Raw genomic sequence first — 15,933 nt, 5'->3', positions numbered from 1 at the left:
TCCCTCAAGGTGGGCCATTATCCCCTTTACTTTCCAATATTTTACTCGATGAATTAGATAAGAAGCTAACCTACAAACGCCTTAAGTTTGCACGTTACGCTGATGACATAATCATTTTAGTAAAAACCAAAAGCGAAGGGCTAATAATCCAACGGGACATTACTGCGTTTATCACTAAGCGATTAAAACTCAAAGTGAATGAATCGAAAAGTCGAGTCGCTCCTGTATCAGGCTCGAAATTTCTCGGGTTTACCTTTCGTTACGGTCAAGTGCAAATCCACGAACAAGCGCTAAAGAAATTTAAAGCAAATGTCAGGGAACTCACTAACCGCAACTGGGGGATCTCAATGACCTTACAAATTCATAAACTCACGCAGTATTTACGCGGCTGGGGACACTATTACCTAATAGCCAACGCTTATCAGCTAACGGTGGATTTAGATCATTGGATCCGCCGTAGGATAAGAATGTGCTACTGGCGGCAGTGGCGCTCTTTATTAAGGAATAGCCCGCACTAAAGTACGCAGTTTAATGAAATTGGGTGTTAGCGAGCGACTCGCCATAGCCTGTGGTATCACCAGTACCAAAAGTAGGCGCTTGGAAGCGAAGGCCCTTGTAGAAGCTCAAAAACAAAAGGAATTAACATTGCGCTAGGCAATAACTACTTAGCGTCACAAGGGTTAGTGTCATTGAGAGATATTTGGATAAATATTCATTACGGGAGATGAACCGCCCATAGCACTTCCTGTTAATAAAAAGCGCATGATGGGTGGTGTGGGGGCTGGAGGTTAGAGACCTCCGGCTACCCGATTATATGCCTGATGAACTCTGCCTCTTGGGTATGCCCATTAATAAGAAGCATCCCCACACTACATACAAAGCAAACCATATTGAATGATTAAAATCATCTGATCCAGAGGATAAAATAATAGCCATAAGCATATGCATTAGCGCGGTTATAATAAAACCAACTGAGCCTAACCAATAAAAAGACTTATTAGTCCAAGAGCCTTTATCAAAGTTGATTGATAATGTGTTTGCAGCCTTAATTTCACTAATAGTTAACTCATCCACAGTTACTTCAAACGCGGCAGCTAAAGATTGAACTGATTCATGCGAAGATAAACCTAACTTTTCAATTCGTTGAATTGTTCGCAAACTAAGACTACAAACGTCAGCCAAATGGCTTTGAGTCCAACCTCTTTTATTTCTTTCTGTTTTTATTAAATTAATATCTACATTCATATCCATAATTATTTCCTTGAAGTTGTTTTTCTAACAGTCTCAAAAAAATATAACTCCGTATACGTTAAACATATGACATTAGTAATGTGACACATGTGACAAAGGCATATAACGAGGCTGTAGAATTACTCTAACAGCCAAATTCAATTAAAAAACGAGCTCCTATAATTAACTCTAAGCGTTTTTAAAGCATTAGGTAATGCATTTGGAACCCATAAAACTGGCTATTTTTCTTAAAAAAGAGTAATTCTACAGCCACAACGCCCGCAGTTGCGGCTGGTTTGGAGCGCAGCGGAAAACCAGTCCGACAACCTGCGCTTGTTATGAATTTGTTTGTATTGAAGATGAAATTGCAAGTGACGGCCCGCCCTTAAGTGACTTTTCTTGACTAATTTTCAATAGAGCCAAAAGCTCATCTACAACTTTATAAGCATCACCACTTAGCTTCTGAAGAGCATCCAGTTCATCTAATGAAGACACCCAATCTATTAGGCGGCAATCAATTTCATCGCACTCTTCCAGAGCTTGCCAGAAAATTGGCCTTGCCAAACTCCATGTTCCGCTTTCCAGAGGTACACCGCCAGATTTCATACCCTCTAGAATTCCAATCGCTAGCGAAGATATATAAAAGCTGGCATTTTCGATCTCAGTTTTTAAGACTAACTCTTTCATCTACTTTGATTCATAACAATTTTATAGTGCGCGAAGGGCGGATATTTCTGCTCCGACCACACTCATATTTATACTTTATATAGTTTTAACAAATTAACTAAGATATTACTATCATTAAGTTTTCTAATATCTTTTAAACAAAGCTAAGTGGAATAATATACGCGCGTCGCTCATATCCTTGAATATGTGAGCAAACAATAGTTTGACCAATCAATTAATTATTACTCTTAGCCAATATCAATGACTATAATTTGCTCAAAGAGCTCCGTCAGCAGAACGTGTATAAAGTACAGTACTTATCTGCGTTTTTTATGTGGAACAACTTATTTTTTTATTCACCAAAGAGAACACAAAGGCGCTTCTCGCTGCACAGAGTTAGAACATTAACTCTTGTATATTTCTCTGTGATCTCGGTGTGCTCTGTGGTTAAATTCTCTTGAACCTTGAACATAGCACCTAAAAGCACAGACGCGATATAAAATCGCTGCTACTGTTTCTTCAAAATCTTATCTTTAAAGTCGAGTACTTTACCTATGCCTGAGCCGAGTTTCATTAGGCTTTGCAGTTGTTCTGGGCTTAGGCGCTGTAATTCGGCTGACCATTTGGTGACTGTTTCTAGCAAGTCGTGAATTTCATGCATTTGTTGTTGAGCAAACTTTTCATCGTCATTGGTGGCAGGCTCAATAAGGTTATCTCTTAACAGGCTTAAAGTCGGATCTATTTCACGCTTTTTACGCTCTTCAAACACGCGATTTGCCATATCCCAAATAGTACCGGCAGGTGCGTAATATTCTTTACGATCGCCGGGAATATGTTGAACTTTTATCAAGCGCCACGACTGTAACTCTTTAATACCCATACTGACATTACCACGAGAAATACTTAAGCCATCGGCTATCTCGTTAGCTGTCATTGGCTCTTTGGTAATAATTAAAAGCCCACACATTTGCCCAATGGTACGGTTAAAGCCCCAGCGGCTGCCCATTTCACCGCAGTGCATTACAAAAGCATAATTTTTATCCGATAACGTCATGGCTTTTCAAGTTTCAATAAATAATGAAACCAATGCTAGCACGATGAAATACGATAGCAAGATTTACCCTGTGCTTTAACGTCTGTTTTTTACTGCACGTAAAATTAGCTGGTTTACGAGTAAGTACGGTTTTGCGGTGTTATTTTAGAGCATTAATACCAAAGTTTGATATGGATTAATATTTACTCATCTATTGTGGGTTATGTTGTGCAATAAGTCATAACCAAATGAATGACAACATTTTCCTAACTAACCAAGGGATGAGCATGAAAGCAGCAATCAACAACGAATATAAAGGTAAATTAGAAATTGGCCAACTCCCTATTCCAAAAGTAGGCCCAAACGATGTACTGGTTAAAATAGCAGCATGCGGTGTTTGCCATACGGATTTACACGCTTGCCACGGTGATTGGCCGGTAAAGCCAAAAATGCCATTGGTTCCAGGGCATGAAGGCGTGGGTGTTATTGAGCAATTGGGCAGTAACGTTACTCACTTAGAAGTTGGTGATAGAGTGGGTGTACCTTGGCTTTATAGCGCGTGTGGCCACTGTGAATATTGTTTAGACGGTAGAGAGACATTGTGTTTGTCACAGCATAATACGGGCTACTCTATTGATGGCAGCTACGCAGAGTATTGTTTAGCCCACGGTGATTATGTTGTTAAAATTCCAAAAGAGCTTGGTTTCACAGAGGCTGCACCATTATTTTGCGCCGGTGTAACAACGTATAAAGCACTGAAAGTCTCGGATGCAAAACCGGGTCAATGGGTTGCTATTGTGGGTGTTGGTGGGTTAGGGCATTTGGCTGTGCAATACGCTAAAGCGATGGGTTTTAATGTTATTGCTGTTGATACAGGTAAAGAAAAACTAGCCCTAGCAAAAGAGTTAGGTGCTGATATTACGCTTGATTTTAAAGATGTTGTGCCAAGCGAGGCAATCTTTGAGCAGGTCGGTGGAGCGCATGCCGTAATTTGTACTGCTGTTTCTAAACCTGGCTTTGAGCAAGCGTATAAAAGTGTACGTCGTGGTGGTAAATGTGTTTTGGTCGGTTTACCTCCTGACGATATGCCATTACCGATCTTTGATACTGTGCTTAATGGTGTTTCGGTTGTTGGTTCAATTGTTGGCACACGAAAGGACTTGCAAGAGTGCTTAGAGTTTGCCGCTCAAGGTAAAGTAAAAGCAATTGTTCAAGAAAAACGCCTTGAAGATATTAATGAGATTTTTGATGATATGTTAAAAGGTGAAATTAATGGGCGTATCGTTGTAACAATCTGATTTTAAATTAGTAAACAAAAAGCGCACTCCCTTGTGCGCTTTTTTATTGTCACTAAATCTGTAGCGTTTATTGTCACTAAATCTATAGAGTATAGCTAAATGTTAGTTTAGCACTACGTTCTTCACCCGGCATGCCGCCTAGGAACATCGCCTTTGAATAATAAGATTTATTAAATAGATTATTAACGTTTAGCTGTAATTGCCATTGCTGTGTTTTATAGCTTAACGCAGCATCATACACTGTGTAACTTGGTACATAGCCATCTGGGATACCAAATGATGTTGAGTTTGTACTTCTATCATCTACGTACTTAATTCCGCCACTTATCTGAAGTGGTTCAGAAAGCTCAAACCATTGCGCGCTGTAGGTTACCCACGTACTTGCAGCTACGTGAGGCACACCTTTTTGACGTGTATCGTAATTTTTTGAATGTGGGTTTTTCTTATCTCGAGCATCTTGATACACACCATTGAAATTTATCTTCCATTGCTCATTGATATCGGCATTTAAATCAAACTCTATGCCGGTTGTTTGGTCTTTACCATCAAAAAAATCTTTTGGTACGTCAGGATCCGATACACCATCCTCGTAATCAGGGTTTGTGTATTGTAGGTTTGTACGTTCAGTATTAAAGACAACGAGTGATGCTAGCAGTTGGTCGTCAAGTGCTTTAAAGCGAATGCCGAGATCAGAACTTAATGATTCAGAATCATCACGATCACCTTCATTTCCAAGTACAGTCCCAAGAACAGAATAGGCTGCTCGGCCTTTTGCATGATTAATGAATAATGCAATGTTATCTGTTGGTCTATAAGTTGCCCCTAGATTATACGTTATGCCTTTATTGTCAGTGCTTTGTTGCGGTGTTGGCTCTGAAGCACTGGCACGATAACGTGCATCTACTCCAAAATGTTCATAGGTTTGTTTTATATTATTCATGGCAACCCCAGCACGGGTTGTAATTACGTCATTTATGTACGCAACATGCTGTATACCAACGCCCCAAGATTGTACTTTTTTGTTATAGTTACTAGTCATTAATGGATCATAATCAGCGAAGCTACCCGCTCCCCACTCAGGGCTACGAATGTCTAGGATATACGGCAAGCTTCCTTGATAGATTAAATCGCCTTGCTTATTTTTAATCATTTTATCAGCGTCGTAGATAGAATGCTGTGTTAAGCGGATATCTCTGTCTTCATAGTTGGCATTGACTAAAAATTCATTGTCGATATCGCCAAGTGCAAAGTCATAACGTAAATCGACAAAGTACTGTAAGGATTTTTCGTCAGCTTCTACTTGTCGATATTCTTGGCGTCGAGCAGCAAACGGGTAAAGTACGTCATCAATCACTAATGGAGCACGCGGATCTGCGTTAATTATATTTCTTCTATTCCAATATACATAATTATACGCGCCTGTTTGACGGGCAAAGCTGGTTGTGAAATTACGATACTGGAGTTGTTGATTTAAAAATAAATCGTCAGTTAAAAAATAGTTATGACTTAATTTAAAACGCAGTTCTTCACCTTCATTATCTTTTGCCATTGGTGAAATTATGCCGTTATGGCCAAACTTATAGGGTGTTAAGCCATCAGAGCCAGCAAGAGAGTCCGCTAGTTGTTGACGTTGAGCGTCAGATAATTGCAGCCCCGCAGATGTTGGGTGGTTTATTAAGTCATCCCCCGTTATTTGATCTGCTGTTTTGCCACCTACGGATTCAGCGTTGTAAATCCTAATAGGGTGCCCGATAGAATCAACAGCAAGTGCGTCTTTAATATAGGCCCCAGAAATTAAAAAGTCTTGTTGATCATTTAATACGTATTTAAGCGAGGCATAGATTTCATCACGGTCATCTTTTAAATCACGATACCCGTCGCTTCGCGCTGTTTTTATATTGATACGGTATGCAAGATCATCCGTTATTGCATTCGTACTATCAAACCCAAGTGAGTAAGTATCCCATTGACCAATTTCGGCAGTGATTGTGTGTTGCTCATCAAACTTTGGTTTTTTCTCAATAAGGTTAATTACACCACCAGCGCTGCCCATACCATATAAACCTGTAGCAGGGCCTTTTAAAATTTCTACCGATTCTACGTTTGAAAGTGAGCGTGTAGGGTTAAATGTATTCCCTAACCCTGCACCGCCATACATGCCATCATAGGTATAATTTGCACCAAGGCCACGAATAACTAAATTATCGCCAATACCATAATTGTTACCTGCTTGTGTTGCGCCACTTATATTACGTGCTAAGTCTTGTAAATTATCAACGCCTTGTGAATTAATAAGGGCTAGATCAACGACAACGATTGGCGCAGGCGTTTCCATTAGTGACATGTCAGATTTTGTGGCTAACCCTGAATTTAAAATTACGCGATTTTGCTTTTCATACACAGTTATGTGCTCAAGATCTGCTTGTTCGGTTGCAAAAGCAGTATAGGATGATAAACAGGCTAACGAGATAAGTGAGAATTTAAACATTGTAATAATAAGTATCATTTTGAAATTTAAGGTAATGATAATGTTTGTTATTTGTATTACAAGGTAAAATTGCCATTCACTTAAAATTAGTTAAATGTGAAACAATCTTATTATTATTCGTTTCTTTGTGGTTTACATAGTAACAATTTATTCAACTAATAGAGGTGTAAGAAAATAAAAGTTCGAAATAAAGCGGGCCAACCATTGTGGTTAACCCATAATAATTAATAAACTGTGCCTGCTTTCATTACAAAGCTAACATTTTCAAGCAATGACACATCATTTAATGGGTTTCCTTTTACGGCAATTATATCTGCTGCAAAGCCCACTTTTAGTTGACCAAGCTGATCCTCAACCTTTAATAATTTTGCGCTATTGATTGTTGCAGACTGTATTGCTTGTAATGGGGTCATGCCAAATTCAACCATACGAGAAAACTGTTTTGCATTATCACCATGGGGGTAAATAGCAGCGTCTGTACCAAACACCATATTAACGCCAGCATCAACTGCGCGCCTAAAACTATCTCTTTGCCTTTTTGATACTTGACGCTCTTTTTCTAAGTTCTCTTGTGCAACACCATTTTGCTCACCATAAGTGAGCGTATATTCGGTGTTATAGATGTCCATTGAAAACCAAGTTCCGTGTTTTTTCGCGAGCTTAATTGCTTCATCGTCAACAAAGCTAACATGCTCAACACTATCTACACCTGCTTTAATTGCTGCCGTAATTCCACTAGTACCGTGCGCATGCGCTGCGACCGTTAAGCCTCGCATATGGGCTTCGTCCACAATTGCTGTCATCTCTTCAAGCGAGTATTGCTGAATACCGACTTTAGTGCCTTTAGAAAATACCCCACCAGTGGCACAAAACTTAATAGCATTTGCACCATATTTTATGTTTTCGCGTACTTTTGCTCGCACAGCCCACGGACCATCGGCAACACCTTCTGCCGTGTACTTCATCTCAGGCGGCAGGCGGTTATTATCACAATGACCACCAGTAACACCTAGCGATGGTCCTGCGGCCCAAATTCTTGGGCCAATAATGTCGCCTGCATTAATACCATCACGAACAGCAATAACACTGTAACCTTGTGCGCCGACATTACGCACGGTTGTAAAACCAGCGTTTAAGGTTTTTTGTGCAAAGTATGCAGCTTTAATTGCTTGGCGAGGGATTGATTGACCAATACGCTCACTACGAGGCACGGTAGGATCGCTGGTTAAATGCACATGCATATCCATTAATCCTGGCATTATTGTTAATTCAGGTAATTGAATATGTTCATCGCCTTGTTGCAACGTAGGTAAGTTTCCCGTGCTGACTTGAGTAATTACGCCATTATCAATTTGAATGAGTGGCGTGCTAATTAGCTTGCCGTTATTAACGTCAAGCATTGCTTTAGCTGTAATGTAGGTTGTTGCTTCAGTGCTAAAAGCAGATAGGCAAAGCAGGCTCAAAGGGACGCTAAGTGATAATTTATTCATTAGTTTCTTCTGATTATGTATGAATTAATTTTTAAATGTAGCAAGGTCGATTTACATTGTATACTAAACACGCTAATTCGTAGTTAATGGATTGATTAACATGCGAATAAATATCAGTTAGAGCATAATGCCTAATAAAACAAAATAGTAATCGTTTTTTACTCACAACGCGGGTTATTTATATTCAAGGATCTTCATGAAAAATTTTAAGTTAACAATGCTGGTAACGTGCGTTATAAGTGCATTATCAGGGTGTTCAAGTAGCAACAACACGGTGCAAATCACACCAAATTCGCCTAGTGTAACAACATCGCTTTCAGCACAGCAGTTAAATACATTAGTTGAGCAATATTTTGTAGAGTCACTTCAATTTAACCCATTAGGTGGTACTTTTATTGGTTATAACGAGTATAACAATCAATTTATAAATCCCATTTCTGAGCAACAACGCAATAAAATGCGCGCCTTTACTGAGGCCTATCAACAACGCTTAGTTGCGATAGACTCAAAACAGTTAACGGGTCAAGCGTTGCTTAGCTATCAAATATTGAAACGCGATTTAGCATTAAGTGTTGAAGGACAAGGCTTTCCAAGTTATTTGATCCCAATTAATCAAATGTCGGGTGCGCATAATACGTTTGCGGGTTTTGGTTCTGCGCAAAGTGCTCAACCGTTTAATAATTATCAGGATTATGAAAATTTTATAAGCCGTGCAGATGGCTTCATAACGTGGTTAGACAGCGTTGAACAAGCGATGCAACAAGGCATACAGCAACGAATAGTGTTACCAAAACCGCTAGCTGAAAAATTATTGCCGCAGTTTAAAGCGCATGTGGTTAGCGACGTAAAAGAGTCATTATTTTATAGCCCCATTAAACAACTACCAGAACAGTTTACAGCGCAACAAAAACAACAACTGACTGAGCAATACAGTGCGCTTATTATGGATCGTTTAGTCCCTGCCTATAAAAGAATGAGTGACTTTTTAGCCAATACCTATATACCTCAAAGCCGCGATTCAGTGGGCTACAGTGACTTACCAAATGGTAAAGCGTGGTATGAATATCAAATCAAGAAAAATACAACATTAAGTTTATCTGCGGATGAAATTCACACGATAGGTCTACAAGAAGTCTCACGTATTCTTAGTGAGATGAAAGCTGTAAAAAATAAAGTTGGCTTTGAAGGAAGTTTAGCTGATTTTTTTACTCATTTACGTGAATCCGATGAGTTTTATTATGATACTCCAGAACAACTTATCGCAGCCTATGAAGCAGTAAAACTTAAAATAGATGCCCGTGTGCCGAGTTTATTTAATATTGCACCAAAGGCAGATTATATCGTTAAAGCTGTTGAAGATTTTCGTGCAGAATCAGCGGCAGGTGCGTCTTATCAATCACCGTCACCGGATGGTTCTCGACCGGGCATATTCTATATAAATACGTTTAATTTAAAAGCGCAGCCTAAGTTTTTACTTGAGACACTGTCTATCCATGAAGCGGCACCAGGGCATCACTTTCAAATTGCACTGCAACAGGAAGTTGAGTCGTTACCGCTATTTCGTAAATTTGGTGGCTACACTGTCTTTGCTGAAGGGTGGGCATTATACGCTGAGAGCCTAGGAAAAGAGCTTGGTTTATTTACCGATCCATACATGTGGTATGGCCGATTAGCTGACGAGCAATTACGCGCGATGCGTTTGGTCCTTGATACGGGTTTTCATGCTAAAGGCTGGACACGTCAACAAGGCATTGATTATATGCTAGAAAATTCATCTATGGCGTTAAGTGATGTGACCGCTGAGGTTGAACGGTATATTGCATGGCCAGGGCAGGCACTTTCATACAAGCTAGGGCAGTTTAAAATCCAAGAACTACGTGATTACAGTAAAAAACAACTAGGTAAACGCTTTGATATTAAAGAGTTCCACACACAAATATTAATAGATGGCGCGTTACCAATGCCAATTTTAGAAGCTAAAATAAAACGTTGGGTTAATTCACAACGCTAACGATATAAGCCGAAATAGCGCAAAGCTAATTGTGGCTTTGCGCGCGGTGCTCAATTACGTTAAAATGCGCGCCATTAGGGGCACTGAGTTATACCATGATTGAAAACCAATTTTGGCTTGAGAAATCACTTGAGCAAATGTCACAAAGTGAATGGGAAGCCATTTGCGATGGCTGTGGAAAATGCTGTTTGAATACGTTTATCGACAGCGAAGACGAAGATGATTTTACGGCGACAGATCAGCTACGCGAAGGTGAAGAGTTGATATTTACCAATATAGTTTGTCAATATTTGGATAACAAAACGTGCGGTTGCAGCGAATATGAGAACCGTCAAACACTTGTTCCTTCGTGTGTAAAATTAACCAAAGAAAATCTTAAAGATATTTTCTTTATGCCACAAAGCTGCAGTTATCGTCGCTTGCATGAAGGTCGCGGCCTTGCCTCATGGCACCCACTTAATAATAGGGGGAGTAAAAAACTTATGCATGAGCTTGGTATCTCTGTACGCGATAAAACAGTAAAAGACTGTGATGTTGAGCTTGATGATTTTGATTTATATGTAGCGCAGTGGCCTACCTTGGATTGTGATTAATGAGTGAAGTGCGTGCAACCATTGGTTTAATAAACCCAAAAAGCCCAACTAACGTTGGCGGTGTTTTACGCGCCGCAGGCTGCTATGGCGCTCAGCAAGTGTTTTTTTCGGGCACTCGCTATTTAAAAGCCAAAAAATTTCATACAGATACTAAAAATGCGCTGGAGCGAATACCACTCACCTCTGTTGAAGATTTAGCTCAAGCCAAGCCTTCAGGTGCTAAAGCTGTTGTTATTGAGTTGATTGAAGGCGCAACGCCTTTACCTGAGTTTATTCACCCTGAAAACGCTTTTTATATTTTTGGCCCTGAAGATGGTTCAATAAGTAAAGAGGTACTTAATTGGTGTGATGAGGTTGTATATATTCCAACAATTGGCTGCATGAATTTAGCGGCGACGTGTAATGTGGTGCTCTATGACAGGCAGGCAAAGCTCGGTGGAGTAGAAAGCTCTGATAAAACAATTATTGAGAGTCGCGATACGAATAATAAAATGAAATGGCAAAAATAATATAAACCTAGGGCGTGTTGACCTTTCGTGATTGATTTTGCAGCAGTCTGTTTGGTATTTAGGCAAGGCAGCGCCTATGCAGTGTGGTTGTTCCCCATAAGTAGGCGATAACGCAGTATAAATGCCAAACATGCGCGGCCCAAAGGGTTCTTCCTAGGAGCGATTAACTCTTTGTTACCTACACGGATGTAGGTAAGGGGCGTGAGCAGGACGCGGAAGCTTTGCTCGATTTTTACTTAGTCCACTCGATTACAAACCTCGCGCCGCGATTAAATCGCTCCTAGGTTGAACAAATTTCAATCCACAAAGGTCAACACGCCCTAATAGAAGATTAAATAAAAGGGGCAATCAATGCCCCTTTTTATTTAATTAAAATTACTCTTTAGTAATTTTGATCTCTGAATTAACAACAATCCCTTCATCTTTTATATCCGTAGCAAAGTAGACAGACATGGTTTGATTTTTTAACTGATCAAGTTGTTCAGGGAGCACTTGTCCTGTCATTTTAAATACGTTGATGACCGGCGTCATTAATGAATTAAGATCAACTGCGGTATTTAAAAATCCATTTTTTTCAAGCGCTTGCTCTGATAATGTATTTGCAATAGTCGCTGACTTTTCACCAGTGAATAAAACAAGATGTTTCCCTTTTTTAGCTAATTTAATATCAAGGCCAGCAGGTAAAGGATAAGGAATTGCAGTATTGATACTAACAGCACCTCCGTTCTCTGGTATTTCAATATCTGCTAATGCAGGTAAAAACCCTTTAGCAGTAAAAAGTAAATTATCAGGATCTGTTGCTGAAAGTGTGATTAGTGCATCGAAAGCTTTTAGTTGTGGCTGCTGATTTGCATCAGCTTCTAAAACAAGATCTTGAACACTTAAGCTCACACCTTGAATACCATTGGCCATAGCGGTCATCATTGATAGTGCAGCTAAATTTGTGTCTTGCGTTTGTTGTTGTAAGTCAACAAGAGGGGCACATTCGAATTCAGCTTTTTTAAATGCACTTGAAAGTATATTAATAAGCGGTGGAATTTTTGAAATATCCGCGCCATAAGCAAAGCTTAGCATTTGGCCGTCAAGTTGTGTTGTATGTTCAGGCACAAAACCACGAACAGATTTTAGTGTCTTAATAATATCAGTCGCTGTGCTTTGTAAAATAGCATCCGCTTTAAAGTGAGCATCAGAGTTTGTTACTTGTATGTACGTGCTACCTGTTACTGATGCCGGCCAATAACTAACAAGGTTGGTAATGTCATTTTGACACTGCGGTGTTCTTGCAATGTCAAAAGCTTGAGGGTTGCCTAATTGTTGCAGCAGTTCATCAAGCATGTCACCTAAACGTGATGGTGTTTTGGCGGTAATAGCATTGGCAATTTCAACATGATCTATATAAGCAACTGAGTGGCCATCGAATGAATACTTAGCAATGTAATTATTAAGCTTATTGGTTTGTGTTAGCGATTTACTTGGTTTATCAATTGCTAACGCAAGGCGTAAATCGTCAGAGGTATTGAGTTTTGTATCAAACGTAATTGTGGCCCACTTGTCTTTAACTGACACAATTAGGTTTATCGTAATATCATCTTCAAATACTAAAGGATACGTAGTGTAGTTAACTCCTTCGATGGTTTTCGTTGTAAAGTTAATCCCTGCTTTATCCGCGGAGCTATTTATTGTATTAAATAATGCAGTTTCATCGTCTAATTGATAGCGCAACACGGGCATTAAGCCAATTGTATAGGCCAAGCCTTTATAGTCGTCTGCGAATCCCCAAGCTGCTTTTAGAGCATCATAAGAGCTCAGAGATGCTTGGTATTGTGTAAGAAGCGATGCTAAAAACTGTGCGTTTTTATTATTGTTCGTTGTTAAATTTTCGATTAACGGTGTTAAATCGTCTGCACCTTTCATTTGCTCTGGGAGTAAGTCAAAGTATTTACTGTATGGAAAAGGCTTTAACTGACCGTAAAATAAAGGGGTGTCAGCAGGGACGTAATCAAGCTGTGCAAGTTCAATGGAGGCTGATGAAGTTTCAGTTTGTGTATAGATTAATACCCCAGCCGCAACAGCAATTGCACAACCCGTAAGTAATTTTGCATTCATTAATAAATTCCTTTTTGCACTACGAAAGTACGTTTTTTGGTGTTTGTTATCAAGACGATAGCATAAAAGTATCTTTGCAGGCTAGGCGAAACTATTTGAGTTTGGTTTCAGGATTACATTTAATCGTATTTTAATTTACGAACAGTGGGTTGGGTATCTTCAATTAGTGTTGAAAAGCGTGTGCGTTGATACACACGCTGTAAGGTTTTAGTTATTGTTGGGGTAGATCGGCTGCGGTTGGTAATGAGGAAAATGCACCATATTTACTGACTGCAAATGCGCCGGCACTGGCAGCAAAGCTCACGGCATTGGTGATATTTGATTGTTCAGCGCAAAGTAGTTTAAATGCTTTTTTATTTACACATTTAATGCCTATTTGCGATAGGAACCCGCCAATGAATGCATCGCCAGCTGCTGTGGTGTCGACAACTTTCGTTTTAGGTGGCATAACCTGGCCGCGATATGTGCTGTGGCAATAGTGAATTGGTGCACCGCCATCAGTTATAAGCAGGCAGGTTACACCTGCTTCAAGTACGGCAGAAATAGTATGTTCGAGATCATGATCTTTGTGGCTATTTTTATTTAAAAATTCAAGTTCTTCTTTTGATAATTTAACAATGTCGCAAAGAGAAATAACATGCCAAATTCGTTCAACAGTATAGCGTAAGCTTGGCCATAAATTTTCCCGTAAGTTCATATCAAAACTACAAATAGCCCCCGCTTTTTTAGCCTGTGTTAAGCCATATATGGTGGTTTGATATATATTATGCTCAGTTAGACTATTACTACACACATGAAATAACGCGTGCTCTGTAAACATCGCAGAATTAAAGTCGTCTACTTTAAATAACAAATCAGCCGCTGGTGGGCGATAAAAGCTAAAGCTACGTTCAGCGTGCTCATCAAGAGATACAAAAGCCAGCGCTGTTTTGGCTTTGTTAGTAAATTTACAATACTGCGTATTTACACCTAAGCTTGTAAATTGTTGCTCTAGAAACTCACCAAACATATCTTGACCTAGCATGCCACAAAAGCTACTTTTTAAACCAAGTTTAGCTGCGGCAACCGCAACATTTGCAGGTGCTCCGCCTGCATATTTAGTAAATGATTCAGGGCTTTTCCCATCAGACAAAAAATCGATTAATGCTTCACCAAAACACACTAAGCTCATGCCTCACCACCTTTTACTAATTTGTACGCACGTAACACTTCATAGCATGCTCCCATTGTATGGTAATCTGTTTTACCGGCTGGGGATTTTTCGTCATTGTATGCTTTATTGTCGTTGGTTAAAATTCGATACCAAGCTCCATGGGTATGATCAACCATGTGCTGCCAACTGTATTGCCAAATTTTATCATACCAGTGCCAGTATTTTTCATTACCAGTTGCCTGCGCGAGCAGTGCGGCAGCTGCAAATGATTCAGCTTGTACCCAAAAGTATTTATCACCATCACAAATACTGCCATCTGGGGCAAAGCCATAGCATATACCACCATAGGTGTTATCCCATGCATGCTCCATTGCGGTATTAAAAAGGTGCTCGGCACGTTCTATAAGCCATGCCTGTGGTTTGTGTCGATTTAAAATTAATAGCAACTTTGACCATTCAGTTTGATGACCGGGTTGAAATCCCCACGGGCGAAACAGGTGTTTAGGATCATCTAAATTGTATTGCCAATCAATTTGCCACTGGCTATTGTAATGCTCCCAAACGAGTCCATTTTCTCTGCTGGCATTTTTTATTGTAAAAGTAAGGGCGAGTGTTTCTGCACGGTTTAAGTATTGTTTGTCTTGCGTTGCTTCGTAACACATTAGCAGCGCTTCGCATAAATGCATGTTAGCATTTTGCCCACGGTACTCATCCACAATAGAAAAGTCACCGTTAATTTCATCTAAATAGGCATTATATTTAGGCTGATAGTATTTGCTTTCGAGCAATTGCCATACACGCTCAATGGTGTGTTTACACTCACTAAAACCTGCTTTTAATGCTACTGCGTTTGCCAATAGTACAAACGCAAGCCCATAGCAATGGTTTGTATCATCAACAATATGCAGATCTTTGTTGTCGTCGCTTTTTATTAACCAAGCATAGCCACCAGAGGATTGTTTATGTGCATTTTCTAGGTGATCTAGACCATGTTGTATTAATGGTAAATAACGCTCGTCGGCGAATTCTAAATAAGCCATTGCATAGTTAAATACAAAACGCGTACTAGAGACTAGATGACGTGTCTGTCTATCATAAATGGTGCCATCGTCTTTATAGAAGTGGTAAAAGCCACCCTGATCTTGTTTATCAACACAATGTGGGTGATAAAAATTTAAGGTTGTTTTGATATGTTCTTGTAAAAAATCACAGCTTTGGAAATTAGCCAACATCTATATCCACTTCAAGTTAATTAAATTAGTTAAATAACTATACCATTAAATAAAAAATATGGAACGATCCAAATAAAAGTTTGTGATCTTCTTGTTGCAGTGTGTAGAATCAGAGATAACTTGT

General features: G+C 39.5%; 12 protein-coding genes and 1 pseudogene. 5 read left to right on the top strand and 8 right to left on the bottom strand.

Annotated elements, in window-relative coordinates:
• Positions 1–728: pseudogene (locus tag ACJJVX_RS04075) on the top strand (group II intron maturase-specific domain-containing protein); the annotation flags it as partial.
• Between the two features lie 82 nt (positions 729–810).
• Here the strand turns inward: ACJJVX_RS04075 and ACJJVX_RS04070 are convergent.
• The 3 genes from ACJJVX_RS04070 to ACJJVX_RS04060 form a co-directional block, all read right to left on the bottom strand.
• A complete protein-coding gene (locus ACJJVX_RS04070) occupies positions 811–1,251 on the bottom strand; it encodes a helix-turn-helix domain-containing protein (protein ID WP_054455077.1) in 441 nt (146 codons plus the stop codon).
• 315 nt (positions 1,252–1,566) lie between these two features.
• Complete coding sequence (locus ACJJVX_RS04065; RefSeq protein ID WP_405630298.1) at positions 1,567–1,917, bottom strand: hypothetical protein; 351 nt, start codon at positions 1,915–1,917, stop codon at positions 1,567–1,569.
• Positions 1,918–2,404: 487 nt separating this feature from the next.
• Positions 2,405–2,950, bottom strand: coding sequence for a GbsR/MarR family transcriptional regulator (locus tag ACJJVX_RS04060; RefSeq protein WP_054203728.1), 546 nt, complete (start codon positions 2,948–2,950; stop codon positions 2,405–2,407).
• Positions 2,951–3,216: 266 nt separating this feature from the next.
• On the opposite strand from ACJJVX_RS04060, the gene adhP reads away from it, so the two are divergent.
• Positions 3,217–4,227: an alcohol dehydrogenase AdhP gene (gene adhP, locus ACJJVX_RS04055; protein ID WP_405630296.1), complete on the top strand. Its 1,011-nt coding sequence runs from the start codon at positions 3,217–3,219 to the stop codon at positions 4,225–4,227.
• An 82-nt stretch (positions 4,228–4,309) separates the two neighbouring features.
• On the opposite strand, the gene ACJJVX_RS04050 is transcribed toward adhP, so the two are convergent.
• Complete coding sequence (locus ACJJVX_RS04050; RefSeq protein ID WP_405630319.1) at positions 4,310–6,721, bottom strand: TonB-dependent receptor; 2,412 nt, start codon at positions 6,719–6,721, stop codon at positions 4,310–4,312.
• Positions 6,722–6,939: 218 nt separating this feature from the next.
• The gene (locus ACJJVX_RS04045) at positions 6,940–8,205 is read right to left on the bottom strand and encodes an amidohydrolase family protein (protein WP_054203725.1); all 1,266 of its coding nucleotides are present in this window, start codon (positions 8,203–8,205) and stop codon (positions 6,940–6,942) included.
• A gap of 196 nt (positions 8,206–8,401) precedes the next feature.
• Between ACJJVX_RS04045 and ACJJVX_RS04040 the strand changes: the two genes are divergently transcribed.
• The 3 genes from ACJJVX_RS04040 (at position 8,402) to ACJJVX_RS04030 (ending at position 11,318) form a co-directional block, all read left to right on the top strand.
• Positions 8,402–10,216, top strand: coding sequence for a DUF885 domain-containing protein (locus ACJJVX_RS04040; protein WP_405630292.1), 1,815 nt, complete (start codon positions 8,402–8,404; stop codon positions 10,214–10,216).
• A 95-nt stretch (positions 10,217–10,311) separates the two neighbouring features.
• Positions 10,312–10,809: a YcgN family cysteine cluster protein gene (locus ACJJVX_RS04035; RefSeq protein WP_054203723.1), complete on the top strand. Its 498-nt coding sequence runs from the start codon at positions 10,312–10,314 to the stop codon at positions 10,807–10,809.
• Complete coding sequence (locus ACJJVX_RS04030) at positions 10,809–11,318, top strand: RNA methyltransferase (protein WP_405630290.1); 510 nt, start codon at positions 10,809–10,811, stop codon at positions 11,316–11,318. The genes ACJJVX_RS04035 and ACJJVX_RS04030 overlap by 1 nt, the downstream gene beginning before the upstream one ends.
• A 375-nt stretch (positions 11,319–11,693) precedes the next feature.
• On the opposite strand, the gene ACJJVX_RS04025 is transcribed toward ACJJVX_RS04030, so the two are convergent.
• The 3 genes from ACJJVX_RS04025 to ACJJVX_RS04015 all read right to left on the bottom strand — a co-directional run bounded on the left by ACJJVX_RS04025 (position 11,694) and on the right by ACJJVX_RS04015 (position 15,809).
• A complete protein-coding gene (locus tag ACJJVX_RS04025) occupies positions 11,694–13,424 on the bottom strand; it encodes a hypothetical protein (RefSeq protein WP_054452669.1) in 1,731 nt (576 codons plus the stop codon).
• Positions 13,425–13,635: 211 nt separating this feature from the next.
• Positions 13,636–14,595, bottom strand: coding sequence for a carbohydrate kinase (locus tag ACJJVX_RS04020; RefSeq protein ID WP_054452667.1), 960 nt, complete (start codon positions 14,593–14,595; stop codon positions 13,636–13,638).
• The gene (locus tag ACJJVX_RS04015; protein ID WP_054452664.1) at positions 14,592–15,809 is read right to left on the bottom strand and encodes an AGE family epimerase/isomerase; all 1,218 of its coding nucleotides are present in this window, start codon (positions 15,807–15,809) and stop codon (positions 14,592–14,594) included. The genes ACJJVX_RS04020 and ACJJVX_RS04015 overlap by 4 nt, the downstream gene beginning before the upstream one ends.
• Positions 15,810–15,933 lie beyond the last annotated feature (124 nt).

Source organism: Pseudoalteromonas sp. Ld20 (assembly GCF_045064175.1).
Classification (GTDB): Bacteria; Pseudomonadota; Gammaproteobacteria; order Enterobacterales; family Alteromonadaceae; genus Pseudoalteromonas; species Pseudoalteromonas neustonica.
Note: the sequence above shows the minus strand (reverse complement) of the source record. Positions and strands in the feature narration are given on the sequence as shown.

What these genes read in the sequence shown, in the direction of transcription:
- adhP (WP_405630296.1), top strand. Translation starts at nt 3,217, where the DNA reads ATGAAAGCAGCAATCAACAACGAATATAAAGGTAAATTAGAAATTGGC.
- ACJJVX_RS04035 (WP_054203723.1), top strand. Translation starts at nt 10,312, where the DNA reads ATGATTGAAAACCAATTTTGGCTTGAGAAATCACTTGAGCAAATGTCA.
- ACJJVX_RS04045 (WP_054203725.1), bottom strand. Translation starts at nt 8,205, where the DNA reads ATGAATAAATTATCACTTAGCGTCCCTTTGAGCCTGCTTTGCCTATCT.
- ACJJVX_RS04060 (WP_054203728.1), bottom strand. Translation starts at nt 2,950, where the DNA reads ATGACGTTATCGGATAAAAATTATGCTTTTGTAATGCACTGCGGTGAA.
- ACJJVX_RS04040 (WP_405630292.1), top strand. Translation starts at nt 8,402, where the DNA reads ATGAAAAATTTTAAGTTAACAATGCTGGTAACGTGCGTTATAAGTGCA.
- ACJJVX_RS04020 (WP_054452667.1), bottom strand. Translation starts at nt 14,595, where the DNA reads ATGAGCTTAGTGTGTTTTGGTGAAGCATTAATCGATTTTTTGTCTGAT.
- ACJJVX_RS04065 (WP_405630298.1), bottom strand. Translation starts at nt 1,917, where the DNA reads ATGAAAGAGTTAGTCTTAAAAACTGAGATCGAAAATGCCAGCTTTTAT.
- ACJJVX_RS04030 (WP_405630290.1), top strand. Translation starts at nt 10,809, where the DNA reads ATGAGTGAAGTGCGTGCAACCATTGGTTTAATAAACCCAAAAAGCCCA.
- ACJJVX_RS04025 (WP_054452669.1), bottom strand. Translation starts at nt 13,424, where the DNA reads ATGAATGCAAAATTACTTACGGGTTGTGCAATTGCTGTTGCGGCTGGG.
- ACJJVX_RS04070 (WP_054455077.1), bottom strand. Translation starts at nt 1,251, where the DNA reads ATGGATATGAATGTAGATATTAATTTAATAAAAACAGAAAGAAATAAA.
- ACJJVX_RS04015 (WP_054452664.1), bottom strand. Translation starts at nt 15,809, where the DNA reads ATGTTGGCTAATTTCCAAAGCTGTGATTTTTTACAAGAACATATCAAA.